The sequence below is a fragment of the Streptomyces sp. NPDC002306 genome, assembly GCF_053593435.1.
Window position 1 is genome coordinate 44,573 of sequence record NZ_JBSFCK010000011.1, and the last position, 26,083, is coordinate 70,655.

A 26,083-nucleotide genomic window follows, 5' to 3' on the forward strand; every position below is an offset into this window, starting at 1 on the left:
TGTACTGTCAGTCATGGCAGTCCAGACGGTGTGTCACGGAGCTGGGGGAGCGGTGCACATGGAAAACCAGGTGTCCACGAAGATCGACGCCAATGTGCCGACGGCCGCACGGATGTACGACCACTATCTGGGCGGCAAGGACAACTACGCGGCGGACCGCGCCGCGTGCGAGGAACTCGACAAGGTCGTCCCCAGCACCCGCCGGCTGGCCGTGAACAACCGGCGCTTCCTGCAACGGGTCGTCAGGACCCTGGCGACGGAACACGGGATCCGCCAGTTCCTCGACCACGGCTCAGGCCTGCCGACCCAGGACAACGTGCACCAGGTCGCCCAGCGCATCGACCCCGCCACGCATGTCGTCTACGTCGACAACGACCCGATGGTGCTGGTCCACGGCCGGGCGCTGCTGGAGCAGGACGAGCGCACCAGCGTCATCCACGCCGATCTGCGGGCCACCGACGAGATCTTCTCGCACCCCGACACCCAGCGCCTGATCGACTTCTCGCAGCCGGTGGCCGTGCTGTTCAACTCGGTCTTCCACTGCATCCCGGACAGCGAGACCGACGGTCCGCAGGCCGTGGTCCGCCGGGTGACCGAGCGGCTCGTCCCGGGCAGCTGCCTGGTGATGTGCCAGCTGGTCAGCGAGGACGCCCAGGTCCGCGAGTTCGTCACCGACTTCATGGACCAGGCCACCCAGGGACACTGGGGCCGGGTGCGTCAGGAGAAGGACGTGGCCGCGCTGTTCGACGGCACGGACATCCTCGAACCGGGTCTGGTGGAGGTCTCCACCTGGCGGCCTGACAGCGAGGTGGCCCCCCGCCAACTCACCCAGGAGTGGATCGAGTTCGGCGGCGCGGCCGTACTCCGCTGAACCACGGTCCGTGGCCGCGGGCGACGCGCTCAGGCGCGGGGGTAGCGCGTCGCCATCGTCTCCTGCAGCAACCGCAGCGTCTCGCGCGGTTTGAGGGCCTCGTCCGCCAGCCGGTCGAGCGCGAGCCGGTACTCCTCCGTCTCGTCCCTGTCCTCCAGGAAGTTCGCGCTCCTTATGTGCTCGAGGTAGACGACGTCGGGCAGATCCAGGCCGCCGAAACGCAGATACGTGATCGGTATGGCGGGCGCCGACGCGTTCGTCACGTCGAGGGGTACGACCTGCAGCGTCACATGGGGCCGCTGAGCCATCTCCACGAGATGGGCGAGCTGTTCCCGCATCACCGCGCGGCCGCCCAGCACCCGCAGCAGGACCGACTCGTCGACGATCGCCCACAGCTGCGGGGCGTCCGTCCGCGACAGCAGCTGCGCCCGCCGCGTCCGCAGCTCGACCCGGCGCTGCACCTCGCCGGCCGGCGCGTTCGGCAGGCCCCGCTCCACCACCGCGCGGGTGTAGGCGGGCGTCTGCAACAGGCCGGGAACGTACTGGATCTCGAAGGTCCGGATGGTGGCGGCGGCTTCCTGGAGTCCGACCAGCCGGTCGAACCACTCCGGCATCAGACGCTTGTCGTAGCGTTGCCACCACCCCGGCTCGCCCGCCCGCTGAAGCAGCTTGATCAGGACCGAGGTCTCGTAGGCGTCGGTGCCGTACAGCTCCAGCAGCGCGCGGACGTCCCGTTCCGTCGGCGGCTTGCGGCCCTTGCCCGACTCGATGCGGGAGAGCTTCGCGCCGCTGAACCCCAGGGCGCGTGCCGCCTGGTCCTGGCCGAGGCCCGCGTCGTCACGGAAGCCGGCCAGCTGGACGCCGACCAGCAACTTGAGCAAAGTCGGCGCGGGTTCCGGTCTGTCCAGATAGGGTTCGAGGCGGGAGATGCGATGCGACTCGGCGGACATCCTGGCTCCCAGTGGACCGGCAGAAGTGCCGATTACCTTACCGCACGACCCCGGTCCTCCTCGAATGCGGCGCGAAAGTAAGGGAGTTGGGTTCCACTCCAGGGTGCCTTCCGCGGTCGCCGGGGCTCACAGCAGGTGGTCGAACTCCCCGTCCTTCGCCCCGGCCAGGAACGCCGCCAGCTCGGCGGGCGTGTAGACGAGCGCGGGCCCGTCGGGGTCACGGGAGTTGCGCACCGCGATACCGCCCTCGGGCAGCGTGGCGACTTCGACACAGTTGCCCTCCGCGTTGCTGTGGCGGCTCTTGACCCAGTGGGCGTCCAGCGAACTGGCCCGCACTCCGTTGCGCACTCCTGGCATCGTTGTCTCCTTGCTGTCCACGATCTTCGCCGTGTTCGGCATCCGCCCGGCTGAATTTCGCGCAATTTCTCGTGCAATTGCACACGGACGCCGCCAGCGTGGATAATAGCTGCGGCGTCAACCCCCGTGTAGACACCGCGACCTGACCTCACATCAGGGAGAGGCCATGCCAGCACCTGTGCCCAGAGTGGTCCGACGGTCGAGCGTGGCCTCCGCGGACGCGGGGGTGAACGGCGGCACCAGGGTGGACGGCGGCCCGGAGATCCGGCTCAGCACCGGTCTCGCCCCCGCACAGCCGCTGCCGGCCGTCTCCGGTCACGCGCACACCTGACACGACCACCGTGGAAAGGCCCCCACCATGCGCCCCGCTCCGACCGGACAGCCGAGCACGCAGCGCGCGGACCGTGACACGCCCGCGAGGGGAGTGGCCAGGGTCGCGCCCCTGATGGCGCTGGGACAGGTGCCCTGGCACGAGATCAAGGACTCGTCGGGCTCCGCCGCCGCGATCCCGCTGCTGCTCAACAGCGTCGCCTGGGGGGACGCCGCCACGGCCGCGACCGCCCTCGACGATCTGAGGAAACGCATCTGCCAGTACGGCTTCGTCGTCGAGGAGGCCACCGCGGCGACGGTTCCCTTCCTGTGGGAGCTCGCCCAGTTGCCGCACGTCACCTGCCGGGCGCAGATCATCCAGCTGCTGAAGTGCATCGCCGACGCCCGGCAGTGGGAGAGTGTGGCGGCCGTCTACCCCAAGCTGCTCAACCACCGGGAGAACCACGTCGTGTGGGAGCGCAAGGCCCGGCAGGCCGTCCGCGCCCGCCGCGGTGCGCTGCGGTGCCTGATGGCCGAGGACGACGCCGAGATCGCCCGCGCCACCACGGAACTCGCCCGCACGCTGGGGGAGTGAGCCGCCGCCGTCCGTCTCCTCGGGCGGAAGCGGGGACACGTCCTCGCGCATGCTGATGTACTCGTCGCGCCCTGCGGACAGCAGGCGTTCGCCCTGTCATCGGCAACGAGGAGGACCTGCGTCCATGGCGTCGTCGCTGGAAAGACCGCTGGACCATCGCTACCGGGACGAACACCCGATCCGAACGCTCGCCTACCTGTTGCGCGCCGACCGCCGCCGACTGGCCGCGGCCGTCCTCGTCTTCACCGTCAAGCACAGCCCGATCTGGCTGCTGCCCCTCATCACCGCGTCCATCATCGACACCGTCGTCCAGCACCAGCCGATCAGCGGTCTGTGGACGAGCACCGGCGTCATCCTGTTCGTCCTGCTGATCAACTATCCGCTGCACCTGCTCTACGTCCGGCTGCTGTACGGCAGCGTGCGCCGGATGGGAACCACCCTCCGCTCCGCGCTGTGCACCCGGATGCAGCAGCTCTCCATCGGCTACCACGCGCGGGTCAGCGCCGGCGTCCTCCAGGCCAAGGTGGTGCGCGACGTCGAGACCGTCGAGCAGATGGTGCAGCAGACCGCGGAGACCGGGCTCGGCGCGATCACGGTGCTCACCGGCGGCCTGGTCATCATCGCCGTACGCACCCCGGAGTTCGTCCCCGTCTTCCTCGTCGTGGTGCCCGCCGCCACGCTCGTCGCGGCCCGGCTCCGGGCGCGCCTGCGCACCCACAACGAACACTTCCGCCACGAGGTGGAGACCCTCTCCTCCCGGGTGACGGAGATGACCCGGCTCATCCCGGTGACCCGCGCCCACGGACTGGAGGGCAAGGCGCTGCGCCGCATGGACGGCACGCTGCGCAACCTGCTGACCTCGGGGATGCGCCTGGACCTCGTCAACGGCCGGTTCGGCTCGCTGTCCTGGGTGGTCCTCAACGTGGTCGGCGTGCTGGTCCTCGCCGGCGCGGCGCTGGTGTCGTACTACGGCGTCTGGGGCGTCACCGCCGGCGACGTCGTCATGCTGAGCGCGTTCCTGACCACCCTCACCAACTCCACCACGACGCTGGCCGGTCTGGCGCCCGTCATCACCAAGGGCCTGGAGTCCGTGCGGTCGGTCGGTGAGGTGCTCCAGGCACCGGAACTGGAGGACAACGAGGGCAGGACGGAACTCACCTCGCTGCACGGCGCCGTCACCTTCCAGGGTGTCGGCTACGCGTACGAGGACGGCGGGCGGCCCGCGGTGCGCGACCTCACGCTCTCCGTCGTACCCGGCGAGACCGTCGCCCTCGTGGGCGCCTCCGGCGCGGGCAAGTCCACCGTGCTCAGCCTCGTCATCGGCTTCATCCGGCCCACCTCGGGCCGCGTGCTGCTCGACGGCGCCGACATGAACACCCTCGACCTGCGCACCTACCGCCGGTTCGTGTCGGTGGTACCGCAGGAGTCCGTCCTCTTCGACGGCACGATCCGCGAGAACGTCGCCTACGGCATGGAGGACGAGGTCGACGAGGAGACCGTCCGCGCGGCGCTGCGCGACGCCAACGCGCTGGAGTTCGTCGAACGGCTCCCGCACGGGCTCGACACGGCCGTGGGCGAACGCGGCGCTCGGCTCTCCGGCGGTCAGCGGCAGCGCCTGGCCATCGCCCGGGCCCTGATCCGGGACCCCAAGGTGCTGGTCCTGGACGAGGCGACCTCCGCCCTCGACACCCGGTCCGAGGCGCTCGTCCAACAGGCGCTCGCCCGGCTGCTGCACGGCCGCACCACGTTCGTCGTGGCCCACCGGCTGTCCACCGTACGCGGTGCGGACCGGATCGTCGTGCTGGGGGACGGCCGGATCGTGGAGACGGGGACGCACGAGGAACTCCTGCGCCGCGGCGGGGCCTACACGGCGCTGCACACCGGCCAGGTCGCCTGAGGGCAGGGCACAGCACCGCACGGCAGGGCGCGGCGCGCACGGTGCGGCCGGCCACCGGTCAGGCCGCGCTGCTCCTGCGGGTGCGGTGCCGGCACGCCGAGTCGTGGTCGGTGCCGAGGCTGGTCCACCAGCGTTCGCAGCACGCGGCGTCCAGTTGCGACCGGACCGCGACGTCCAGCGCCGTGCCGCGGTGCGCGGCCGGCGCCGGGTGCGCCCGGCGCAGCCGCTCCACGGCCCTGCGGTGGTCGCACAGGACGCTCTCCCGCAGGACGGCGATGACCTGCACGAGACTCGCGGCCACGAACAGGCAGCCCGCCCAGGCGGACCCGTACCGGAACGCGACGACCGCCGTCGCGGCCAGCCCGGCGCTGGTGACGAGATAGAGGACACAGAGGAGTCGGCTGGAGCGGGCCATGGAGGTACACCGTTCGTCGGGAGGGGCGTGCACTTGTTCAACTGCTCCGGGCGCTTTTGGAAGCGGGCGGTTTCACGGTGTCGTGCATGCCGGGCGCCGCGCCGGGCAGACGGACCGGAAAGTCGAGAGAGGGGCGTTCTGTGCTCGTTCCGGACCCGAAGGTCGTCCGAAGGCTGCTCACCCGCTACGCGTCGTTGCAGATCGCCAGGGCGGAGCGGGACGGTCTGCTCGCCGCCGCACGGGAGTTGGAGGACGTCAGCTACACCCTCTGCGTGCTCATGGGGACGGAGAGCGTGCGGGAGGCGATCGTGAGGGCGGACGCGCTGTTGTTGTCCGCGGCGCGTGGGAAGTCCGCTCTGTCGACGACTGTCCGGTTCTCTCCCGGCTCTCCCGGAATTAACACCCAGGTGTGCGAGGACGCCTAGACTTGGAGGCTGTGCCGAGGCGCAGCAGCGCAGGAGGCGGACCAGACGAAAGGCGCGTTGCCGGGTGTTCCACGATTCCCCCATCTACGACCGACTCATCGCGGAACGCGGCGACGTCCCCACCCAGGTGCGCCGGGAGGCCGAACGCGTCAGCCGGGAACTGGAGATCGTGCTGCGGCCCACCCACGCGCTCGGTTACCCCGACTCCTCCCCGCGCCCGTCCTCGCCCGGCGCGGGATGGCAGCGGACGGCCCTGTTGCCGGGTCAGCCGCCGCACTGATCGACCGTCGGCCGGCTCAGGAGCGCGCCCCGGCCCGGGAGAGGGTCTGCGGGCTCAAGGGGACGCGGTACCGGAGCAGTTGACGTGCTCCGGGTGCTGCTCGGGCACCGACTGCGCCAGCCACTGCGCGATGCCGCGGGCGATCGGCTGGCCCGTGTCCACCTCGACGAAGCCGAACTGGCCCGACTGGTTGCACTCCAGGAACCACCAGGTGCCGTCGGCGTCCTCGGCGAAGTCGAAGGCGCCGTAAGCCAGTTCCGCCCCGCGGAGATAGGCCCGCACGCCGTCGGCGATCCGCGGCGGCACCTCGACCGGGCACCACGGCACCGCGGAGGTGGCGAAGCGCACGTCCACCTGGTCCGGCGAGGCGTCCGGGTCGATCGCCTTGCGCGCGGCCAGCATCCGCTCGCCCACCACGGTCAGCCGGATGTCGGCACGCTTGGCGACCCGGCGCTGAAGCAGCGTAGGCCCGTACGCGACGGCGCTGAAGTCGGCGTCCGGAGCCACTCTGCTGGTCGGCACCGCGCGGGGCGGGTCCTGCGGGTGGGCGCCCGAGACGGGCTTGACCACCAGGTCCGGATAGCGGTCCGCGAACTCGCGGGCGGCCTGCGGGAAAGTCGTGATGAGCGTGGCCGGAACGGGCAGCCCGGTGCGCTGGGCCAGCCGCAGCTGCCAGGGCTTGTGCCGGGCGCGCACGGCCGCGTCGGGGTGGTTCATCCAGCGCGCGCCACTGCCGCGGAGCATGCCGTAGAGCGCCTGTGCGGACTCCTCGGCCAGCCAGGCGGAGGCTCCGGCGGCACGCGAGGCGGGGGCGCCGGGTCTGCGCACCCAGACGGAGCGCAGGCCGTCGATGCTCACCAGGCGTCCGGCGGAGGAGAGATGGCCGCGAAAGGCACCGTGGACGTACTCGCCGGAGAGCGCGACACCGTTGGTCAGATCGGCCGGATCGAGCCGGACCACGGGGACGCCGGTCGCGTTCAGGTGGACGATCACCATGTCCGCCGTGACGTCCTCTTCACAGGTCAGGATCAGTACGGTCATTGTCGGCGGCTCGTGTTCAGTCGTCGAAGTGGGTCTTCGAGCCCGCCGTCGAGGTCGTGGTCCCGAGTTCTCTGAGCAGGGCGTGGTCGCGGGCGGCTATCCGACCGTCGAAGAGCACGTTCAACTGCAGTCCGGAGTCGTAGGCATACGGAGTTGCGAACTCCAACTCCGCCGCCGGGCGTGCGTAGTTGAGCGCGAACGGTTGCATGGTCTCTCCCTCTTCGGTGCTGCCTCGATCAGGCGGTGTCGCTCGGCCACATCACTCGGCCCGCTGTCCTACAGCGACCCCCAGCTACTTATACGAATCGAACGAGTGATTGGTTTCCTTACTCTCCGTGACGATCGGCGCTTCGGGCGCCGGTGCGTCAGCCCTCCACACCGTCGCGATCGGGAGAACGGTGCAGGGTGCGGAGGGCGAGCAGGAGAACGCCGATGTCATCGAGGTAGACGGGATCGGGCAAGAGATCCGCCGGCAGGACGAAGTACAGGACGGCGCCCCAGAAGACCCAGCGCGGTCCGGTCGGAAGTCCCGCGCGCCGCAGGCCCTGTCGGGCACGGACCAGCCGCACCAGCACCCTGACGGCCACGGCGAACAAGGCCAGTGCCGCCACCACGGCGACGGCGATGAACGTGGTGGTCGTATCCACGGACCCTCCTCGCGCGGTGAACCGCGCCGCGTCTGGTCTTCCCCGGTATTTTCCCCCGCTTGTGTCAGTCGAATGCCCGTTTTTGTTGGCGGAAAGCACGTTTCCGGCGGGTGCTTCACACGACTGCTTCACATCGCTGTTCCATACGACCGTTCGGCACGGCTGTTTCACGCCACCGCGTCACGCCGGTGCTTCACCCGAGTGGCGAGGTGTGCCGCGAGCACCTAGTAATGGGCAGGGTCAAGTCGCGTGTCGCTTTTCGGGGGCGCAGGGGCGACCGCACCCTTCAGAGAAAGCCAAGCATGATCACCCGCTCTTCACGGTCCGTTCCGGACCGACTCGCATCGCCCTTCCCCGCCGACCCCGCCTATCCCGACCCCGTCGACGGTCTCCTGCACGCCGCGGTGGCCAACCGGCCGCTCGAGGACGTCGTCCAACTCATCACCCTGCTCGAACAGTCCGCCCACAGCCGGGCGGCGGCCGACGTGCTGCGCGCGGTCGGCACCGACCGCTCCGTGGAGGACGTCACCCGACTGGTCGCGGTGCTGTCCCGGCCGCCCCATCAGGCCGACGACGCCGACGAGATGATCCGCGCCGCCGCCGAGCGCCGTCCCGTCGAGGACGTCGTGGAGCTCATCGGACGCCTCGCCCAGGAGCGGTCCGAGCCCGTCAGGCCTGCGGACCCCCCGCCCTCGGCCCCCGACGTGGAACAGGAGACGGGCCCTCCGGAGATCCCGGCCGTCCCGGCGATCCCGGCCGCTCCGGGCACGCCGGCCGACGCCACCACGGCCGCCCGCCCCGCCCCGTGGGCCGGTCGGCTCGCCGCGGTGGCCCTCGCCCTGTGCGGCGCGGCGTACTTCCCGCTGCACGGGGACGGTCTCTCCTTGACCGTCCTCGGCACCGCCCTCGCGGTGTCCCTGGCCTGTGTCGTGCTGGCCGTCCTGACGGTCCTTCGGCCCGGACGGCCGGTCCTCATCGCGTGCGTGGCGCTGCCGACGGCACTGGCCGCCGCCCAACTCCTGCTGAGCCGCGTCGACTCGGCGGCCTCGCGCCGCGCCGTTCAGGTCACGGCCGCTCCGCCGTGGGTCGCCGGTCCGGCGGCCGTGCTCGCCGCGATGGCGACGCTGGCCGCCCTGCTGGTGTGGACGGCGGCGCGGCGGCCCGACGGCCGCCCGACGGGACGGGCGGCGACTCCGGCGCACCGCCCGCCGGAGCCGGAGCAGCGCCTGCCCGACTCGGAGCAGGGCCTGCCCGACGCGGAGCAGCGCCCGCCGGTGCCGGAGCACCGTCCGCCGGCCACGGAGCACCGACCGCCGCTGCCGGAACACCGTCCGGCGGTCCCGGAGCACCGTCCGCCGGGGGTGCCGGAGCACCAGCCGCCGGACTGATCCCTGCCGCCGATGCCGGTCCCGCCGATTCCCCCTGTTGTTCAGCGGGTTGAGGTCTGAACCGGTCTCGCCGGATCCGGTGCACGCCGATATCGGGGACGTCGGCGTGCACCGGCATGTGGTCCGGTCGGTGCGCCGATCGCCACCCCCGCCGACGGTCCAGGTCCTAGCGGTCGGCCGGAGGTTCCGTCCCGGTCTTCCCGGTGGGCCCGGCCGTGGCGTCGGGGTGTGCCGCGGGGCGCGGTACCTTCGGGCCGCCCTTGAGGCGTTCCAGGGTGCGCGTGAGCTGCTGGAGCGGGGAACCGTTCTGCCTGCCGGACACGGGTCGCAGTTCACCGACGGAGTCGCGGTAGGCGGCCAGCGCCTCGTTCGCCCGCTCGGCGGCCTCCCGGTACAGGTCGCGGGACTGCGTCATGGCGTCGAGGGCCTCGGCGTACATCGCCACGAGTTTGCGCTCGCGGTCGAGTGCCTCCTCCAGCGTCAGCAGCCGCCAGTCCTCCCGCAGCGCGGTGAGCGCCACCTCGGCGCCTTCCGGCAGTGGTCGCGGCAGCGCTGCGAAACGCGTCACCGCGTCCAGCAGTTCGGTCGGCTCCGAGCCGTCCAGGAAGACGCTGCGCACGGCGAAGTCGGCGGCCTCGTACCCGGGCGCGAGCGGTGTCCCCGGCAGCACCACCGCGCCCCCGCGCGGCAGTTCCACGCCGAAGTCGCGCAGCGCCCAGTTCACCGAGCGCAACTGGTGCGGCGCGGCCCGGTGTTCCACCACGCGGTGGTGCAGGCCGGGGCCCAGCAGCGGCGTCAGCGGGCGGCGCCCTCGCTGGTCGGGGGTCATGGCTTCGTGGACGACGACATGGATGGCCCAGCTGCCGCGGACCGCCGTACGCAGCAGGCGCCGTAGCTCCTTGTCGTCCTCGGGGAGCGCGTTGGTGTCGAGGAACCTCAGACGGGTGGCCGCCTCGTGGTCCCAGGAGACATCCCGCTCCTGGGGCCAGAACATGGTCGCGGGGGAGGGCCCGCGCTGGTCCCACGGCTGCTCGGCCTCCGCGACCAGCGCCCAGTCCTGCCCGAAGGCCGAGTCCTCCGTGAGCGTCAGCCGGGCACGGACGGTCACCTCCGGCGGGACCGTCCAGCGGGCTTCGAAGATCCGTTCGCCCTCCGCGGTCTCCGTCTCCGGTACCTCCAGGAAGTCCTGGATCACCTCGGTGTCCTTGAGCCGTCGGAGGTTGCGGCGCAGGGCGTCGGCCGCGGCCGGTCCGAGGTGGCGGCCCCGGACGAGCCAGACCGTCGGGGGAGTGGTGGGCAGCGCGCTGGGAGAGGTCGGCATGAGTCCATCTGTGAGGCGGGGACGACGTGCGGCTGCCAGTATCGTCGCCGCAGGTCGCGCGAGATCGGGCGGGGGTCGTCCTGCGGGGAGGGGAATCGTCGGGGAAGGTGGGCAGGAGGGGACCGGTCGGCCGCGCGTCCGAGGAGGCGGGCAGGAGCGGACCGGTCGACCGTACGTCCGAGAAGGAGTGACCGATGAGACTGGACCTCGAAGGACGGACCGCCCTGGTGACGGGCTCCTCCCAGGGCATCGGCGCGGCGATCGCGGCGGGCCTGGCGCGCGCCGGAGCCAGGGTCGGCGTCAACGGACGGGACGCCGACCGGCTCGCGGCGACCACCGAGACCCTGCGCGCCGAAGTGCCGGACGGGGTGTTCGTGCCCGTCGTGGCCGACCTCGGCACCGAGGAGGGCGCCGCCCGGACGGTGGACGCGCTGCCCGAGGTGGACATCCTCGTCAACAACCTCGGCATCTTCGGCGCCCGGCCCGCGCTGGAGATCAGCGACTCCGAGTGGCGCCGCTACTTCGAGATCAACGTCCTGTCGGGCATCCGGCTGACGCGGGCCTACCTGCCCCGGATGATGGAACGCGGCTGGGGCCGTGTGCTCTACATCGCCAGTGAGTCGGCCGTCGTCATCCCCGCCGAGATGATCCATTACGGCATGACGAAGACCGCCCTCCTCGGGGTGAGCCGTGGTTTCGCCAAGGAGGCGGCCGGTAGCGGTGTCACGGTCAACTCCGTCCTCGTGGGGCCGACGCACACCGAGGGTGTCGAGGAATTCGTGTACGACCTCGTGGGCCGGGAGCTGCCCTGGGACGAGGCGGAACGCGTCTTCATGCGGGAACACCGCCCGCAGTCGCTGCTGCGTCGCCTGATCGCGCCCGAGGAGGTCGCGAATCTCGTCGTCTACCTGAGCTCACCCCTCGCGTCCGCCACCACCGGCGGCGCCGTGCGCGTCGACGGCGGCTGCATCGACGCGATCATCCCGTAAACCACGGCCCTCGACGGCCGCGCCCGGCCCTGACCTGCGGGAACATCTGGCCTGAGCCAAGACCCCGACCGGCCGGGCCACCGTACGGCGCGAACACCCCGGACGGCGGGCAGACCGCTGACCGGCGCGAACACCCCGGACGGCCGACAGATCGCTGACCTGCGCGACCCTCCGGATGGGCGCGAATGCTCCGTACGGCGGGAGCGAGCACCCCGGACCGAAGCGCCCCGCCCCCCATACCGGCGGCCGGACCGCACCCCGGCAGGCGTGGGCGTCTCGACCGGCAGACCGGCACACGCGTGCCGACCCGTGCAAGCATCTCCGACTGTCGGGAGCTGCCGGTGCCCGGCGCGGGCATTCCCGACCGGAGTGCGGAGTCATCCCCCGGCGCGAGGAGTCGCAGCCCGGCGTGAAAAGTCGCGGCACGGTGCGAGGAGTCGCGGCGCGACGTCAGGGATCGTGGCCCGGCGCCAAGCGGTGCGGCCTGGCGCCAAGGGTTGCGGTCCGGCGCCCAGGGTCGCAGCCTGGCGTGTGCGGCCACGGTGCGGCGCGTGGCGCGCACGGGGTGTGTGCCGTTCACTCCGATCCACCGGTGTTCACCCGTGCCCCGGGCGCGCTCGGGCGCGGAGAATCGTGGGGCGGACGGGCCCCGCCCATCCATCCGCGTCGAGGCGGGGCCCGTTCGCCCACCTTTCCCGTATACGCATGTTCCGCTGGAAAATGCCAAAGCCTTCACCCTCGGCCGACACATTCCGTAGTCTCGGGATCACGTTCGCGGTACATCCGTGCGGGGAGGGGGATCCTGCGTGCCCGGAATCGACGAGAGTCTGCTGGACGCCATGCGTGTGCCGGGCGCCCGAGGCGCGTCGGTGGTCGACTGGGTCAGCGGGCTCGCCCTGGGCGTGGTCGGCGAGGCGTCGAGCGGAGACCACGAGGCCACGGCGGTGGAGACGGCGGAGTTCGTCCGCGCCGCGCTGGAGAGCCGCTCCTTCGCCCCGGTGGGCGACGACGGCCGGCCGGAGCAGGACCCGGGCGTGACCCCGCCCGTCGAGGACATGATCGTCACGACCGCCGACTCCTACCACGTGCTCAGGTTCGTCAGCACGCCCTTCGACAGCAGCGTCTTCCTCCACCTGTGGCTGGACCGTACCGCCGGGAACCTGGCCCTGGCCCGCATCCGGCTGGCCGAGACGGCGGATCGACTGGTGCTCGGATGACCCCGTTACCGCTGACGGACGCCACGGTCCTGAGCTCGCTCGAAACCCTCGCCGCCGACCGCGCGACCGGCGCCCTCACCAGTGAGCGCGGCACCTTCTACCTCCTCGCAGGCCACATCGCGCACGTGGACTCCCCGTTCACCCCCGACCTGGGCCTGCTGCTCACCGGCAGCGGCGCCGTGGACCCCGCCGGCTGGCGGGAGGCGTTGGACCGGGGCGGCACCCGCCGGGGCGTCGGGCGTCAACTCGTGGACAGCGGACGGCTCGCCGCCGGAGCGCTGGAGCTGTGCCACCTCGGTGTGCTGTTCGACGCCGCGTACTTCGCCCTCGGCGGCACCGGCCGCGCCCCGCGCTTCCGGCCCGGCATCGCGCACTGGATCGGCGAGGTGCGTCCCGTGCCGGTCGACACCGTCGTACGCGAATCGCGGCGGCGCCGTGAGCAACTCCAGCGCATCTGGCCCGAGCCCGACATCGACAGCGCCCCGCTCACCCGGGTGCCCGGCGCCCGTGCGGAAGCGCTGCCCTCCCGGAGAGGGCGCACGCTGGCCCAGGTCGACGGCGTGCGGACGGCGGCCGAGATCGCGTCGGCGCTGGCCTGGCGGACCTTCCCCACCCTCGTCGAACTGCGTCGACTCGCCGCCGACGGACTCGTCACGGCCGTGTCCGGCCCGCCCGTGCCACCCGACCCGAGCCTCCCCTGGCACACGGCGGCCCAGGACGAGGTCGACACGGTCCTGCTGCGTCGGCTTCGAGACGCCTTGGAGGCACTGTGATCCGCGCGCGCCGACAGCGTGCCGAAAGGAGACTGGTCATGGCCGTCGAGGCCGACGTCCTGAGCGAACTGCGCCGACTGCGCACCCGCATACCCCAGCTGGCGGGGTCCCTGGCGGCCAGCGCCGACGGTCTCGTCCTCGCCCAGGACCTGCCGGACGCCGAAACGGAGGGGTTGGCGGCCCTCACCGCGGCGGCCCTCGGCGTCGCCCACCGCATGGTGGACACCGCGAGACGCGGCGAGTTCTGTGAGCTGCTGGTGCGCGGCGCCGACGGCTATGTCGCGACCTACGCGGCGGGTCCGTCCGCGGTGCTCACCCTGCTGGCCGACAGCCGCGCCAATGTCGGCCGGCTCCATCTGGAGGGCCGGCGCAGCGGTGCGCGCATCGCGCAACTCGTCGCCGCCCACGCCGATCCCGACGGGACCACGCACCTCCCCGGGCGGGCGACCGCGCTGAGCGACCCGAACGCGCACCTCGACTCCGGCCGCATGCTCGGCACCCTGCCGCTGCGCATACCGCAACAGTCCCGGCACCGGCTGCGGCCGGACGCCGGCGGCTGAGACCCGAACCGTCCCTTCCCGACGAACCGACCCATCTGAGAGGACCTGAAGCATGGCAACACTGGAGACCTCGCTCAAGGAATGCCTGAGCTCCATCGACGGCGCCACCGCGGCAGCCCTCGTCGACTACACGAGCGGGATGGCGCTGGGCACGCTCGGCGGCGGCAAGGACTTCGACCTCGAGGTGGCGGCGGCGGGCAACACCGACGTCGTCCGGTCCAAACTGCGCACGATGGAACACCTCGGTCTCCAGGGCGAGATCGAGGACATCCTGATCACCCTCAGCAGCCAGTACCACCTGATCCGGCTGCTCAAGGGACGCGACGGCACCGGGCTGTTCCTCTACCTCGTGCTCGACTCCGGGCGCGCCAACCTGGCGATGGCCCGGCACCAACTGCGCAAGATCGAGAGCGAACTGGAGATCTGAGCGGCCCGCCCCGGTTCAGCGGTGGCCACGGCGACCCGGCGCCCCAGGGGCGGGCGTGTCGCCGACGGGCGGGCCGCTGAACCCGCCGGGCACCAGACGCTGCGGCGCCACCCGCGGTGCCGGGGGCACGGGCGTCGAGCTCCGCTCGGCCGGATCGGCGAGCGGAGCCGCCCGGCCCAGCACCCGGGTGTGCGGCATCAGCGGGGCGCACACGGAACAGACCTCGCTGAGCGTCCACACCTGGCCCACCGACGGATCGTGCCGCAGGACGAGCAGGACCATGCCCCCGCAGGAGACCCGGGTCCCCTCGTGGAGCACGCACCGCTGCTGACGGCACGAACAGGCGGCGTCGGGACGTACCGCCGCCGCTTTCGCGTGGGCGGCGGCATGGGCTTCGGCGAAGCGGCGCAGGGCCGCGATGTCACGGGAACGGGGCGGCATGCCGCACGCCGAGGAGCAACTGACGGAGGCGGTGCGGTCGCGGTGACCGGTCACCCGGATCGTCCAGGACCGACCGGGCCGGCGAGCTGAGGGCGCGTCAGGGTACGTGAGAGCCAAGACGACATGTCCTTACACGGGAGGAGTCGAGCGGAAAGAGCCGCTCAGGGAGATCTACCCGTACTCGCGTCACTCACAGCATCCGCGGGACAACGGATTTCTCCGAGCCGGCGCATACCACCGCACCGGCTCAACACGCGCCGTGCAATGGCCCTAGGCTCCCCCCATGAGTACAGGGGGATCCGGCAGACGGGTTGTCGACGGCCGCTTCGAACTGGTCGAGAGACTGGGCGGCGGGGGAATGGGCTGGGTGTGGCGCGCCCGCGATCTGGCGCTCCAGCGTGACGTGGCCGTCAAGGAGGTACGCCCGCCGGATCCCGCGCTCGCCGAGTACGACCCCGAGGGCGCCCGCACCCTGCGCGAGCGCGTGCTGCGGGAGGCGCGCGCTCTGGCCCGGCTGCACCACCCCAACGTGGTCGTCATCCACCACATCGTCGACGGCGGACCGGAGGTCTATCCGTGGATCGTGATGGAGCTCGTCACCGGCGGCTCGCTCCAGGAACGTCTCGACCGCGGTGTGATGACCCCGGCCGAGGCGGCCCGGTTCGGGCGGGAGCTGCTGGCGGCGCTGCGCGCGGCACACGCCGTCGGTATCGAGCACCGTGACGTGAAACCGGCGAACGTGCTGCTGCGCCCGGACGGCCGCCCCGTCCTCACCGACTTCGGCATCGCGGCGGTCCGGGAGTCCGTCAACCTGACCGCGACCGGGGCGGTCATCGGCTCTCCCGACTACATGGCACCGGAACGCGTCGGCGGCAAGGAGGGCGGCCCGGCCTCCGACCTCTGGTCGCTGGCCATGCTGCTCTACGTCGCGGTCGAGGGCCACCATCCGCTGCGCCGGGCGAGCACGCTCGCCACCCTCGCCGCCGTACTGAGCGAGGACGTGCCCGCCCCGCTGCGGGCCGGCCCGCTGACTTCGGTGCTCACCGCCGTGCTCGTCCGGGACCCGCTGGCACGCCCCGACGCGGAGACGCTCGACCGGATGCTCGCCGAGGTGACGGCGGACGAGCCCACACCGTCGCCACCCCACGCTTTTGCCACGACGTCCTCCCGGCCGGCGGAGCCGTCCCCGGCCGCCGCCACGACGTCCTACCGGCTGGCACCGCCGCCGGGCGCCGGTCCCACCGTCACCCCGGACGGGCGGCCCCCGCACCGCACCCGCCGTGCGGCCGCGATCGCGGCGGCGGCCGCGGGCACGGTACTGACCGGCGTCCTGGTGTGGACGCTGCTGCCGCCCGGGGACCGCGACATCGGCGGTGGGCCCGACGCGTCGACATCGCGATCGCAGTCGTCGTCGGCGCGCACCAGCACCCGCCCCACGACCCCGAGCGCTCAGGCCACGCAGGACGCCAAGGAGACGGCCGGCCTGCTCACCCCGGCCGGCATCCGCAGGACCGTGGCGAAGTTCAAGGCGGTCTCGGGCAGTACGAAGGTCACCCGCTTCGTCCTCTACGAGGAGTACGCCGTCGCCGAGGCGCCCGTCGCGGGCCACCCCGAGCTGTACGACCGGTTCAGCTACCGGGGCGGAGACGTCGCCGTCAAGGACGGTCCGGGCGGCACGGTGACCAGCGGGACGGTCCCCGCGGACCTGGACGACTTCGACTGGGACACCGTGCCCGCCCTGCTGCGCAAGGCGGCCAAGACCCTCAACGTCCCGTCCCCCACCAGCCGTTACCTGATCGTCAGCCCCGTCTCCGGCGTCAGCGACACCGGGCCGACGATGAGCGTCTACCTGTCGGACGACTACGGCGGCGGATACATCAAGGCCAACACCCACGGCGAGGTGATCGCGACGTACCCGCGCGGCGACTAGGACCAGGAGGCCGCGGCCGCGCGCGGGCTTGTGCCGCTCAGTGCGGAAAGGCGCGGGGCCGGCGCTGGATCGGCAGCGCGTCGCGGAACTCCTCGATGACGGAGCTGATCTGCCGGGTGAGCGCGGTGTTCTCCAGCCGCTCCAGGTAGAGGTTGCGGCGGGCCAGGCCGACGGCGTCGACGCAGAAGTACAGCGCCATGAGCGGATTGACGAACAGCTCGCTGTTCCTGGTCCGCTCGGTGAACCGCACATCGCCGAACTCACCGCGCACGGCGGCGGCGACGGAGCCGTTGACGATGCTCGGGTGGTCCGGCGTGCAGCTCTGGGCGTGCGCCACCGCGTCGACGTAGAGGGCGCCTTCGCGGCTGTCGTACGGAAGCGAGAACGCCCCCAGATAAGCGCCCTCACGCTGGAGGGCGGCCAGGTTCTCCAGCACCAGGGAGTGGTTGACACCGTGGTAGGCGTCCACACCGAAGCCGAGGCAGGCCACCAGCCGGTGCTCGATCTCGTGCAGCCCGGCGACCGCGCCCAGGCTCGCCATGTCCTCCTCCGGCGTGCCCAGCCCGTGCTCGTCGCCACGCATGAGGATGTCCGTGCCGCCGTCCACCAGCACGATCGCGTCGACGCCGTCCAGATGATCGAGCAGTGCGCGGTAGGCGGCGCGCAGCGGGGCGACACCGGTGCGGGACAGCGCGTACACCGTGGACGGCATGCCGTGCAGCTCCAGCCACCGTGCGAGGGTGCGCTCGGGGAAGTAGTCGCCGCGCGCGGCGGTGTCCGGGCGGACGGCGGCGACGTCCTGGTCCAGCCATACGTCAAGATCCAGGCCGTACAGATCGGCGAAGGACAGGTTCGCCAGGTGGACGTCCTTGCCCGCCGAGCGCAGGGCGAGGGCCAGCGGCAGACCGGCGTAGACGTCGAATCCGCCGCCCGCACCGGCCACCAGGATCCGCCGCGCGTCCCGCAGCCGGGTGAAGAGCGGAGGCTCTTGGAGGGTGAACACCGGGGGAAGCTAGCAGGTGGGCGGGGTCGGGCCCACCCCCTTTTCCCTCCGGGCGGGTGGTGACCAGGCGACGCCGGGCCCGCAGGCACAGATGCCTGCGGGCCCGGCGAGGTCAGCGGGGTGCCGTGGGGCGCGTCAGGCGCCGCTCTCCCTGAGCATGTCCTCGCGCTCGACGAGCTTCACCCGCGCGCGGCCCTGCGGCTCGCCCAGTGCCTTCTCGGCGGCGTCCAGCTTGTACCAGCCCTCCCAGGTGGTGAAGCGCACGCCGCGCTCGGCGAGGAACGCGTCCACGGCCTCGGGCTCGGGCGAGGCCGGAACGCTCAGGCGGCCGTTCGCGTGGTCGTCCAGGAGGTTGGACACCGTCTCGTTGGCGTCGCCCTTGGTGTGGCCGATCAGGCCCACGGGGCCGCGCCGGATCCAGCCGGTGACGTAGACGGACGTCAGGTGCGCGCCGCTCTCCTCGATGACCCGGCCACCCTCGTCCGGGACCGTGCCCGAGTCGATGTCCCAGGGCAGCTTGGGCAGCTTGTCGGAGAGGTAGCCGACCGCGCGGTAGACCGCGCCGAGGTCCCAGTCCTTGAACTCGCCGGTGCCCTTGACGTTGCCGGTGCCGTCCAGGGCGGTGCGCTCGGTCCGCAGACCGACGACCTTGCCGTCCTCGCCGAGGATCTCGGTCGGCGACTCGAAGAAGTGCAGGAACAGCTTGTGCGGGCGGTCGCCGGTGTCGCGGATCGCCCAGTTCTCCAGGGTCTTGGCGACCATGTCGGCCTGCTTGTTGCCGCGCCGGGTGGCGATCGAGCCCTCGTCGTAGTCGATGTCCTCGGGGTCGACGATGACCTCGATGTTCGGCGAGTGGTCCAGCTCCCGCAGCTCCATCGGGCTGAACTTGGCCTGCGCCGGGCCGCGGCGGCCGAAGACGTGGACTTCGAGGGCCTTGTTGGCCTTCAGGCCGTCGTGGACGTTCGGCGGGATCTCCGTCGGCAGCAGCTCGTCCGCCGTCTTGGCCAGGACGCGCGCCACGTCGAGCGCGACGTTGCCGACGCCGAGGACGGCGACCTTCTCGGCCTCCAGCGGCCAGGTGCGCGGCACGTCGGGGTGGCCGTCGTACCAGGAGACGAAGTCGGCCGCGCCGTACGAGCCGTCGAGCTCGACGCCGGGTATGCGCAGCTCCCGGTCGGCCGTCGCGCCGGTGGAGAAGATCACGGCGTCGTAGAACGCGCGCAGGTCGTCCAGGCTGAGGTCGGACGGGTAGTCGACGTTTCCGAAGAGGCGGATCTGCGGCTTGTCGAGCACCTGGTGCAGGGCGGTGATGATGCCCTTGATGCGGGGGTGGTCGGGTGCGACGCCGTAGCGGATCAGGCCGAACGGGGCCGGCATGCGTTCGAAGAGGTCGATCGAGACACCTGGGTCGGCGGCCACTTCGGACTTCAGCAGCGCGTCGGCGGCGTAGATCCCGGCGGGGCCGGCTCCGACGATGGCTACCCGCAGGGGGCGGGGCATGATCAGGTTCCCTTCGAGCGATGACAAGCGACTCGACGGGAAGCCTAAACTAAGGCAAACCTTAGTAGGTATGCGGGTCCGGTCTATGAGCTCATAAGCCCCATTGATGACTGGTCCGCGGATGTCAGGGCAGCGGCTGCTCCGCCCAGATGAACTTACCGTGCGGTGTGTACCGGGTGCCCCAGCGGTCGGCCAGCTGCGCGACGAGGAACAGGCCGCGACCGCCCTCGTCGGTCATGGCCGCGTGCCGCATGTGCGGCGAGGTGCTGCCGCCGTCGAAGACCTCGCAGATCAGACTGCGGTCGCGCAGCAGCCGCACCCGCAGCGGGGCGGCGCCGTAGCGGATCGCGTTGGTGACCAGCTCGCTGAGGATCAGCTCCGAGGTGAAGGTCAGCTCCTCCAGGCCCCACTCCGCCAGCTGACGGGTGACCCGGGCCCGTACGTCCTGCACCGCCGCCGGGTCCATCGGCACCTCCCACTCCGAGACGTGCTCGGCGCCGAGCGCCCGGGTACGGGCCACGATCAAGGCGATGTCGTCGGCCGGCCGGTCCGGGAGAAGCTCGTCGAGCACGCCCTGACAGGTGGCGTCGGGCGACGGCCCGGTCCGCGCCAGTGCGCCGCGCAGCAGCTCCAGACCGGTGTCGATGTCGCGCACCCGGTCCTCGACCAGCCCGTCCGTGTACAGCACCAGCCGGCTGCCCTCCGCCAGCTCCACCTCCGCCGTCTCGAACGGCAGCCCGCCGACACCGAGCGGCGGACCGGCCGGCACGTCCAGGAAGTCGACCTGGCCGTCGGGGCGGACCACGGCCGGCGGCGGATGGCCGGCGCGGGCGAGGACGCAGCGCCGGGAGACCGGGTCGTACACCGCGTAGAGGCAGGTCGCACCGCTGACGGGCGCGCCGGTGCCCGCCGCCGACTCGTCCTGGTCGATCCGGCTGACCAGCTCGTCCAGCAGGGCGAGCAGTTCGTCGGGCGACAGGTCGAGCGCGGAGAAGTTGTGCACGGCGGTGCGCAGCCGGCCCATCGTGGCCGCCGCGTGCAGTCCGTGGCCCACCACATCGCCCACGACGAGCGCCACCCGGGCCCCGGACAACGGCAGTACGTCGAACCAGTCGCCGCCGACTCCGGCCTGCGCGGGCAGATAGCGGTAGGCGACGTCCAGGGCGCCCTGCGCGGGCAGGTTGCGCGGGAGCAGACTGCGCTGCAACGTTTCGGCCATGCTGTGTTCGCGGGTGTAACGACGGGCGTTGTCGATGGACACCGCGGCGCGGGCGACCAGTTCCTCGGCGAGGGCCACCTCGTCCTCGTTGAACGGCTCGGGCCGCTCCGAGCGCCAGAAGCTGACCACGCCCAGGATCAGGGCCCCCGCCCGCACCGGCACGGTGATCAGCGAATGGATGCCGTACTCCACGACCTGCTCGGTGCGTTCGAGGTCCTGTACGCGCCAGCCCGGTGCCAGCTCCAGCCGGGGTTCGACGACGGCCCGGCCGGTGGCGAGGCTGTGCGCCTGCGGCGCGGAGGAGACGAACCGGATCTGGTCGCCGACCGCGTAGAGCGGGGCGTCCTTGCGGATACCGCTGGACGCCGTACGGCGCAGCGCGTCGCCCGCCTCGGGCTCCTCGCCGCCGAGCACGGCGTCGAACAGGTCCACGGTCGCGAAGTCCGCGAACCGGGGGACGGCCAGCTCGCTCAGCTCCTCGGCGGTCCTGGTCACGTCCAGGCTGGTGCCGATGCCCACCCCGGCGGCGTACAGGATGTCGAGTCGCTCCCGCGCCGCCTCCGCCCGGCCGGACAGGGCGCGCAGTTCGGTGGAGTCGCGCAGCGTGGCCACGCTGCCCGGCGGGCCGCCCTCCAGGTCCGTGGGCCGGTGGTTGATCGCCAGCAGCCGGTCGCCGACCAGGTGCACCTCGTCCGTCGCGAGCCGGCCGGAGGCGAGCAGCCGGGCGGTGCCGGGGTCGAGACCCAGGTCCAGCACATGGCGGCCCTCGGCGTCCGCGGGCAGGTCCAGCAGCCGACGGGCCTCGTCGTTGGCGAGCAGCAGGTCGCCCTTCCCGCCGAGGATGATCACACCTTCCCGGACGGAGTGCAGCACCGCGTCGTGGTGCTCGTACATCCGGGTCATCTCGTGCGGCCCCAGGCCGTGGGTCTGCCGCAGCAGCCGTCGGCTGACCAGCGCCGTGCCCGCCGTGGCCAGCGCGAGGCTCGCGCCCGCGGCGCCCAGCAGCAGCGGCACCTGCCGTTCCGCGGCGCCGCCGACGTGCGCGGTGGTGATGCCGGCCGAGACCAGGCCCACGACCGAGCCGCCCGGGCCCTTGACCGGTACCACGGCCTGCACCAGCCGGCCGATGGTCCCGTCGACCTCCTCGATCACGATGCCGCCGTCCAGCGCGGGCTGAAGCGTCCCGACGAACTTCTTGCCGATGCGGTCCGGTTTGGGGTGCGTGTAGCGGATGCCGTCGGTGTTCATCACCACGATGAAGTCGACCTTGGTGGCCTCGCGGGCGGCCTCGGCGCGCGGCTGGAGCTGGGCCGTGGGGTCCGGGCTGCTCAGCGCCGCGCGGATGCCAGGGGAGTTGGCGAAGGTCTCGGCGACGGCGAGCGAACGGTTGCGCGCCTCCGTGGTGGTGTCGTGCCGTACCTGGAGCACCAGCGCCACCACGGCGGCCAGTACCAGCAGCAGCACGATGACCACGTTCAGCATGAACACCTGTGCGGCGAGGCTGCGGCCGCCCAGCGCGGACCGCAGTCCCGTGCGGTTTTCCCACCGCGGTCGGCCCTCGCCGTCCCGGTGGCCGGCCGAGGCGCGGTCCGTCGGGACCCGGTGTGAGCGCTGCTCGCGTGTGCGGCGCGCGCGCTCTGGAGCGCGGGGTGTGCGGTGACCGCCGGGACGCGTCGACCGAGGCCCCGCTCGACCCAGGAGTCGGACCATGTGCCATGTCTACACTGCCGGGCCCCTCGAGGCGAGGGACCTCACGACTTGTGCGGAAGCCTTCACCCCTACTTGCCTACTTGTCCCTGGCCGCGGGGGCGCGGCAGCGGTGCGCGGAGTCGGGCGAGGGCGTCGCGGTTCGGGTGACGGTGCGGCGGGTCGCGGTGCGGTCAGGCCGGGCTGGACGGCGGTGTGAGAGGCCGAGGCACCGTCAGATCGGGCTGGGCGACGGTGCGGTGGGTCGGGCGGCGGTGTGACGGTCAGCGGGGGTCAGGTGGCGCTCTGCCGGTGAGCGGCCGGGGGCCAGGTGGCGGTGTGGCGGTGAGCGAGAGGCCAGGTGGCGGTGTGGCGGCCGAGGCGCCGTCAGGTCGTCCGGGCCGGCGCGGCATGACAGGTGGCCGGCGGGAGCGCGATGCTGTCGGGCCGGACCAGCAGCCGTAGCGCGCCGTCCGCCGTCCCACCGCCCGCACCGGCAGGGGCAGTGGCGAGGGGACTGCCCTCGGCGGTCTCCCGCAGCACGGCCGGCAGCCGGGCGGAGTCGAGGGGGTGAGCGTGCGGGCCAGATCACCGAGGGTGGTGGGGAACTCCCCCGGGGAAGGCCGAGCAGGGCGGGCGCGTCCGCGTCGAGGGTGACCAGGTCCGTCGCCGGGTCCCAGGAGAAGCGCGCCGAGCGGCCCGAGAGCGGGCGGGTGACCGGTGGCCGTACCGAGAGGAGACGGTCGTCGCAGGTCAGAGGGGGGCCTTCGGCCTCCAGCAGGCGCAGCGAGCCGCCCGGGCCGAGGGCCGGGCGGGACAGCCGCGGGCAGCGCCACCTGGCTGCCGAGCCGGTAGGCGTCGGCGACCGGGCACGGCCGGTCCATGTGCAGCCGCCACCACGGGTGGAACGGCGCCGCTCGCGCGGGCCACACGAAAGGAATGCGCCCCGTGAGCGCCTGCCCGCATCCGCGCGCGGTCGAAACGTCCGCGCGACGGCGGGAATGTCCGGGGGAGGGGCGCTGTTATTCCTCACGTGACTGACATGCACCGAACAGTGGATGCGATGTCGGTGAGAGGAGGACCCCCATGGCCCGCAACGAGGTCCGTCCCGTCGTGACGCTGAAGTCGACGGCCGGGACCGGAGTGACCTACGTGACCCGCAAGAACCGGCGCAACGACCCCGACCGGCTGGTCCTGCGCAAGTACGACCCGGTGGCGGGGGCGCACGTCCCCTTCCGCGAGGAGCGCTGACACCAGCCGCCGCTCCGGCCGGCCGCTGACCACGGCCACCGACGCTCGACCGAACAGAGGGAGAACGCAGCCATGAAGGTGCGCAATTCCCTGCGCTCGCTGAAGTCCAAGCCGGGGGCGCAGGTCGTACGACGACGGGGCGTGACGTTCGTCGTTAACAAGAAGAACCCGCGTCTCAAGGCCCGCCAGGGCTGATCGCGCTCATCCCGCGCCGCCCGCGCGGGCGGCCGCAGCGTCGGCCGCCCGGCGGGCGGCGCGCTCGTCGTGCACGAACAACGCCAGCCCGCAGGCCAGCAGTACGGCCGCCGCCCACACCGCGCGCACCCCCACCGCCCGGGTGAGCTCCGCGCCGCCGAGGGCGCCGGCCATGAACGCCAGGATGACGGCCGTGAACTGGCGGCCCCGGCGCGCCGCCTTCCTGTCCCGGCCCATGACGGCCTCGTACGCGCACTGCGTCGCGGTCCGGAGGTTCCCGGTCGTCATCGTGCTGTTGTAGGCGGTGTCCACGAGCTTGCGGAACGCGGTGATCTGCACGGACGCGGCGAACGCGATCAGCACCGAGACCAGGATGTCCGGGGCGCCGGCGGGGACCAGGCCCGCGCCCACCAGCACGACGATCTCCAGCACCAGCGCCGCGCGGGTCGGATGCCGCACGACACGCGCCACCCGGGGATGCTTGAGGCTCTCCGCGGCCACGACACCGACGACGAAGGCCAGGATCGGCGGCACGTGGGCGAACGCCTGCCACCACTGGCCGTGTGCCGCCTCGATGCCCAGCAGGATCACGTTGGCCGTCTGCGCGCTGGCGAAGACACCGCCGCGGCTCAGATAGGTGTAGGCGTCGAGCGAGCCGCCGACCATCGCCAGGAGCACGCCCAGTCGCACCGACTGCGACGTCGGCAGCGGTTCCGGGACGCTCACCCACCACCTCCAGCGACCACGACGCGAGACGTCCTGTTCCCCTACGCTCTCACCCGCCCGGTGCCCCCCTCGCGCGCGACACGACCGGCGATCGCCGCGGGGCTCGCCCCTGACGTCGTGACGTCGTACGGGGCGGGTCGCGGGCGTGTCCTCGGCGGAGGTGCCGGGCGGGGTCCTAGGCGCGGAGCGCGGTCAGGGCCGCGAGCAGTCGGTCGACGTCCTCGGCGCTGGAGTACGGGGCCAGGCCGACCCGCACCGCGCCCTGCGGGCCGAGTCCGAGCCGCAGCGAGGCCTCCAGCGCGTAGAAGGACCCGGCCGGGGCGTCGACCCCGTGCTCCGCGAGATGCCGTGAGACGTCCGCCGACCGGTGGCCGTCCACGGAGAACAGCAGGGTCGGGGTGCGGTGCGCGGCGCGGGAGTACACCGTGATGCCACCGAGGTCCGCCAGCCCGCGCTCGATCCGCTCGCGCAGCGCGTCCTCGTGGGACTCGGTCGCCGCGAAGGCCGCGATCAGACGCTCCCGGCGCGTTCCCTCGGGCCCCGGTGCCAGATCGGCGAGGAGATCCACCGCGGCCCGCGCCCCGGCGAGCAACTCGTAGGGCAGCGTGCCGAGTTCGAAGCGCTCCGGCACGGCTTCGGTGGACGGCAGCAGTTTGTCGGGCCGCAGCGTCTCCAGCAGTTCGGGCCGGCTCGCCAGCACGCCCACGTGCGGGCCGAGGAACTTGTACGGGGAGCACACCAGGGTGTCGGCGCCGAGCCCGGCCAGGTCCACCGTGGCGTGGGCCGCGTAGTGCACCGCGTCCACATGCAACAACGCGCCGCGGGCATGGGCCAGTTCGGCGATGGCGGGGACATCGGGCCGGGTGCCGACGAGGTTGGAGGCCGCGGTGACGGCGACCAGCCGGGTGCGCGGCGACAGCACCGCCTCGATGTGCTCGGGCCGCAGCTCGCCCGTGGCCGGGTCGAAGTCCGCCTCCCGGACGCGGACACCGACCGCCTCGGCGGCCTGGATCCAGGGACGGATGTTGGAGTCGTGGTCCAGCCGGGTGACCACCACCTCGTCACCGGCGGTCCAGGTCTTGGCGAGGGTGCGGGCCAGGTCGTACGTGAGCTGGGTGGCGCTGCGGCCGAAGACGATGCCGCGCGGCTCGGTGCCGGTCAGGTCGGCCAAGGCGGCGCGGGCGCCGGTGACGACGGCCTCGGCGTTGCGCTCGCCCTCGGTGGTGTGGCCCCGGTTCGCCAGCGGAGCGGCCAGCACCGCCACGACGGCGTCGATGACGGGCTGCGGCGTCTGGGTGCCGCCCGGCGCGTCGAAGCGGGCGGAGCCGGACTTCAGGGCGGGGATCAGGGCGCGGAGCGCGTCGACGTCGAAGGCCATGTCAACTCCAGGGAGCGAGGGGGCGAGGCGATACAAGGGGTGGGGGGACAGGGGGCAGGGGGTGAAGCGGTTGGGTGCGGTGCGTCCCGCGCGTACCCGGGGTCACCGGGCATGATCGTAGTTGTGGGCCGAGCGGCGTGGCCGGGCGAGTACGCACGGAATCCAACGTTCCCTTTCGCGTACTCCTTGTAGCCGCATAGGCACGGTGTAAGAGGTTGCTGTGAATTCCCGGGGCGCTTGAACACAACGGGACCGGTCTCCGTATTGGGGCAGGGATTTCCATACCTGGAGC

28 protein-coding genes are annotated in these 26,083 nt (G+C 72.3%); 15 read left to right on the forward strand and 13 right to left on the reverse strand.

Annotation, left to right across the window (positions count from 1 at the left end; all coding sequences use genetic code 11):
* Positions 1–58: 58 nt before the first annotated feature.
* Entirely contained in the window at positions 59–871 is an 813-nt protein-coding gene (locus ACWCQK_RS22410) for an SAM-dependent methyltransferase (RefSeq protein WP_451157449.1), read from the forward strand.
* Positions 872–900: 29 nt separating this feature from the next.
* Here ACWCQK_RS22410 and ACWCQK_RS22415 read toward each other — a convergent pair whose 3' ends face one another.
* Positions 901–1,821, reverse strand: a complete 921-nt coding sequence (locus ACWCQK_RS22415; RefSeq protein ID WP_451157451.1) for a helix-turn-helix domain-containing protein — start codon at positions 1,819–1,821, stop codon at positions 901–903.
* 126 nt (positions 1,822–1,947) lie between these two features.
* On the reverse strand, positions 1,948–2,178 hold the full coding sequence (locus ACWCQK_RS22420; protein WP_451157453.1) for a DUF397 domain-containing protein: 231 nt from the start codon (positions 2,176–2,178) through the stop codon (positions 1,948–1,950).
* A gap of 166 nt (positions 2,179–2,344) precedes the next feature.
* On the opposite strand from ACWCQK_RS22420, the gene ACWCQK_RS22425 reads away from it, so the two are divergent.
* From ACWCQK_RS22425 to ACWCQK_RS22435, 3 genes are all read left to right on the forward strand, one after another.
* The gene (locus tag ACWCQK_RS22425; RefSeq protein WP_451157455.1) at positions 2,345–2,509 is read left to right on the forward strand and encodes a hypothetical protein; all 165 of its coding nucleotides are present in this window, start codon (positions 2,345–2,347) and stop codon (positions 2,507–2,509) included.
* 27 nt (positions 2,510–2,536) lie between these two features.
* Positions 2,537–3,082: a hypothetical protein gene (locus tag ACWCQK_RS22430; protein ID WP_451157457.1), complete on the forward strand. Its 546-nt coding sequence runs from the start codon at positions 2,537–2,539 to the stop codon at positions 3,080–3,082.
* Positions 3,083–3,206: 124 nt separating this feature from the next.
* Positions 3,207–4,979 carry an ABC transporter ATP-binding protein gene (locus ACWCQK_RS22435; protein ID WP_451157459.1) on the forward strand — a complete coding sequence of 591 codons (1,773 nt, stop codon included), beginning with the start codon at positions 3,207–3,209 and terminating at the stop codon, positions 4,977–4,979.
* Between the two features lie 58 nt (positions 4,980–5,037).
* Here ACWCQK_RS22435 and ACWCQK_RS22440 read toward each other — a convergent pair whose 3' ends face one another.
* Complete coding sequence (locus tag ACWCQK_RS22440) at positions 5,038–5,394, reverse strand: hypothetical protein (protein WP_451157461.1); 357 nt, start codon at positions 5,392–5,394, stop codon at positions 5,038–5,040.
* A gap of 140 nt (positions 5,395–5,534) precedes the next feature.
* Here ACWCQK_RS22440 and ACWCQK_RS22445 point away from each other — a divergent pair, with 140 nt between their 5' ends.
* Complete coding sequence (locus ACWCQK_RS22445) at positions 5,535–5,819, forward strand: DUF5133 domain-containing protein (RefSeq protein WP_451157463.1); 285 nt, start codon at positions 5,535–5,537, stop codon at positions 5,817–5,819.
* Positions 5,820–5,883: 64 nt separating this feature from the next.
* Positions 5,884–6,099, forward strand: a complete 216-nt coding sequence (locus ACWCQK_RS22450) for a hypothetical protein (RefSeq protein ID WP_451157465.1) — start codon at positions 5,884–5,886, stop codon at positions 6,097–6,099.
* Positions 6,100–6,153: 54 nt separating this feature from the next.
* On the opposite strand, the gene tgmB is transcribed toward ACWCQK_RS22450, so the two are convergent.
* The 3 genes from tgmB to ACWCQK_RS22465 form a co-directional block, all read right to left on the reverse strand.
* Positions 6,154–7,140, reverse strand: a complete 987-nt coding sequence (gene tgmB, locus ACWCQK_RS22455) for an ATP-grasp ribosomal peptide maturase (RefSeq protein WP_451157467.1) — start codon at positions 7,138–7,140, stop codon at positions 6,154–6,156.
* A 16-nt stretch (positions 7,141–7,156) separates the two neighbouring features.
* Positions 7,157–7,348, reverse strand: coding sequence for a putative ATP-grasp-modified RiPP (gene tgmA, locus ACWCQK_RS22460; RefSeq protein WP_385781546.1), 192 nt, complete (start codon positions 7,346–7,348; stop codon positions 7,157–7,159).
* Between the two features lie 157 nt (positions 7,349–7,505).
* Entirely contained in the window at positions 7,506–7,787 is a 282-nt protein-coding gene (locus ACWCQK_RS22465; RefSeq protein ID WP_451157469.1) for a YkvA family protein, read from the reverse strand.
* Between the two features lie 302 nt (positions 7,788–8,089).
* Here ACWCQK_RS22465 and ACWCQK_RS22470 point away from each other — a divergent pair, with 302 nt between their 5' ends.
* Complete coding sequence (locus ACWCQK_RS22470) at positions 8,090–9,175, forward strand: hypothetical protein (protein ID WP_451157471.1); 1,086 nt, start codon at positions 8,090–8,092, stop codon at positions 9,173–9,175.
* Positions 9,176–9,341: 166 nt separating this feature from the next.
* Here the strand turns inward: ACWCQK_RS22470 and ACWCQK_RS22475 are convergent, their stop codons facing one another.
* On the reverse strand, positions 9,342–10,496 hold the full coding sequence (locus ACWCQK_RS22475) for a hypothetical protein (RefSeq protein WP_451157473.1): 1,155 nt from the start codon (positions 10,494–10,496) through the stop codon (positions 9,342–9,344).
* 194 nt (positions 10,497–10,690) lie between these two features.
* Between ACWCQK_RS22475 and ACWCQK_RS22480 the strand changes: the two genes are divergently transcribed.
* The 5 genes from ACWCQK_RS22480 to ACWCQK_RS22500 all read left to right on the forward strand — a co-directional run bounded on the left by ACWCQK_RS22480 (position 10,691) and on the right by ACWCQK_RS22500 (position 14,462).
* Entirely contained in the window at positions 10,691–11,485 is a 795-nt protein-coding gene (locus ACWCQK_RS22480) for an SDR family NAD(P)-dependent oxidoreductase (RefSeq protein WP_451157475.1), read from the forward strand.
* A gap of 806 nt (positions 11,486–12,291) precedes the next feature.
* Entirely contained in the window at positions 12,292–12,702 is a 411-nt protein-coding gene (locus ACWCQK_RS22485; RefSeq protein ID WP_451157477.1) for a hypothetical protein, read from the forward strand.
* Positions 12,699–13,475 (forward strand): hypothetical protein, encoded by a 777-nt coding sequence (locus tag ACWCQK_RS22490; RefSeq protein ID WP_451157478.1) that lies wholly within the window; start codon positions 12,699–12,701, stop codon positions 13,473–13,475. The genes ACWCQK_RS22485 and ACWCQK_RS22490 overlap by 4 nt, the downstream gene beginning before the upstream one ends.
* A 38-nt stretch (positions 13,476–13,513) precedes the next feature.
* Positions 13,514–14,035: a roadblock/LC7 domain-containing protein gene (locus tag ACWCQK_RS22495; protein ID WP_451157480.1), complete on the forward strand. Its 522-nt coding sequence runs from the start codon at positions 13,514–13,516 to the stop codon at positions 14,033–14,035.
* Positions 14,036–14,087: 52 nt separating this feature from the next.
* Entirely contained in the window at positions 14,088–14,462 is a 375-nt protein-coding gene (locus ACWCQK_RS22500) for a hypothetical protein (protein ID WP_451157482.1), read from the forward strand.
* 15 nt (positions 14,463–14,477) lie between these two features.
* On the opposite strand, the gene ACWCQK_RS22505 is transcribed toward ACWCQK_RS22500, so the two are convergent.
* Positions 14,478–14,957: a hypothetical protein gene (locus ACWCQK_RS22505; protein ID WP_451157484.1), complete on the reverse strand. Its 480-nt coding sequence runs from the start codon at positions 14,955–14,957 to the stop codon at positions 14,478–14,480.
* A 229-nt stretch (positions 14,958–15,186) separates the two neighbouring features.
* Between ACWCQK_RS22505 and ACWCQK_RS22510 the strand changes: the two genes are divergently transcribed.
* Positions 15,187–16,833, forward strand: coding sequence for a serine/threonine-protein kinase (locus tag ACWCQK_RS22510; protein ID WP_451157486.1), 1,647 nt, complete (start codon positions 15,187–15,189; stop codon positions 16,831–16,833).
* A 37-nt stretch (positions 16,834–16,870) separates the two neighbouring features.
* Here ACWCQK_RS22510 and ACWCQK_RS22515 read toward each other — a convergent pair whose 3' ends face one another.
* The 3 genes from ACWCQK_RS22515 to ACWCQK_RS22525 all read right to left on the reverse strand — a co-directional run bounded on the left by ACWCQK_RS22515 (position 16,871) and on the right by ACWCQK_RS22525 (position 22,037).
* The gene (locus ACWCQK_RS22515; RefSeq protein ID WP_451157488.1) at positions 16,871–17,836 is read right to left on the reverse strand and encodes a DUF1152 domain-containing protein; all 966 of its coding nucleotides are present in this window, start codon (positions 17,834–17,836) and stop codon (positions 16,871–16,873) included.
* A gap of 135 nt (positions 17,837–17,971) precedes the next feature.
* Positions 17,972–19,336 carry an FAD-dependent oxidoreductase gene (locus tag ACWCQK_RS22520; protein WP_451157490.1) on the reverse strand — a complete coding sequence of 455 codons (1,365 nt, stop codon included), beginning with the start codon at positions 19,334–19,336 and terminating at the stop codon, positions 17,972–17,974.
* Positions 19,337–19,460: 124 nt separating this feature from the next.
* Positions 19,461–22,037, reverse strand: a complete 2,577-nt coding sequence (locus ACWCQK_RS22525) for a SpoIIE family protein phosphatase (protein ID WP_451157492.1) — start codon at positions 22,035–22,037, stop codon at positions 19,461–19,463.
* A gap of 1,290 nt (positions 22,038–23,327) precedes the next feature.
* On the opposite strand from ACWCQK_RS22525, the gene rpmG reads away from it, so the two are divergent.
* Both rpmG and ykgO read left to right on the forward strand, forming a co-directional pair.
* The gene (gene rpmG / locus ACWCQK_RS22530) at positions 23,328–23,492 is read left to right on the forward strand and encodes a 50S ribosomal protein L33 (RefSeq protein WP_152889071.1); all 165 of its coding nucleotides are present in this window, start codon (positions 23,328–23,330) and stop codon (positions 23,490–23,492) included.
* Positions 23,493–23,564: 72 nt separating this feature from the next.
* Positions 23,565–23,687 carry a type B 50S ribosomal protein L36 gene (gene ykgO, locus ACWCQK_RS22535; protein ID WP_451157494.1) on the forward strand — a complete coding sequence of 41 codons (123 nt, stop codon included), beginning with the start codon at positions 23,565–23,567 and terminating at the stop codon, positions 23,685–23,687.
* A 6-nt stretch (positions 23,688–23,693) separates the two neighbouring features.
* Here ykgO and ACWCQK_RS22540 read toward each other — a convergent pair whose 3' ends face one another.
* The gene (locus ACWCQK_RS22540) at positions 23,694–24,413 is read right to left on the reverse strand and encodes a YoaK family protein (RefSeq protein ID WP_451157496.1); all 720 of its coding nucleotides are present in this window, start codon (positions 24,411–24,413) and stop codon (positions 23,694–23,696) included.
* Positions 24,414–24,588: 175 nt separating this feature from the next.
* A complete protein-coding gene (locus tag ACWCQK_RS22545; protein WP_451157498.1) occupies positions 24,589–25,791 on the reverse strand; it encodes a cysteine desulfurase-like protein in 1,203 nt (400 codons plus the stop codon).
* Positions 25,792–26,083 lie beyond the last annotated feature (292 nt).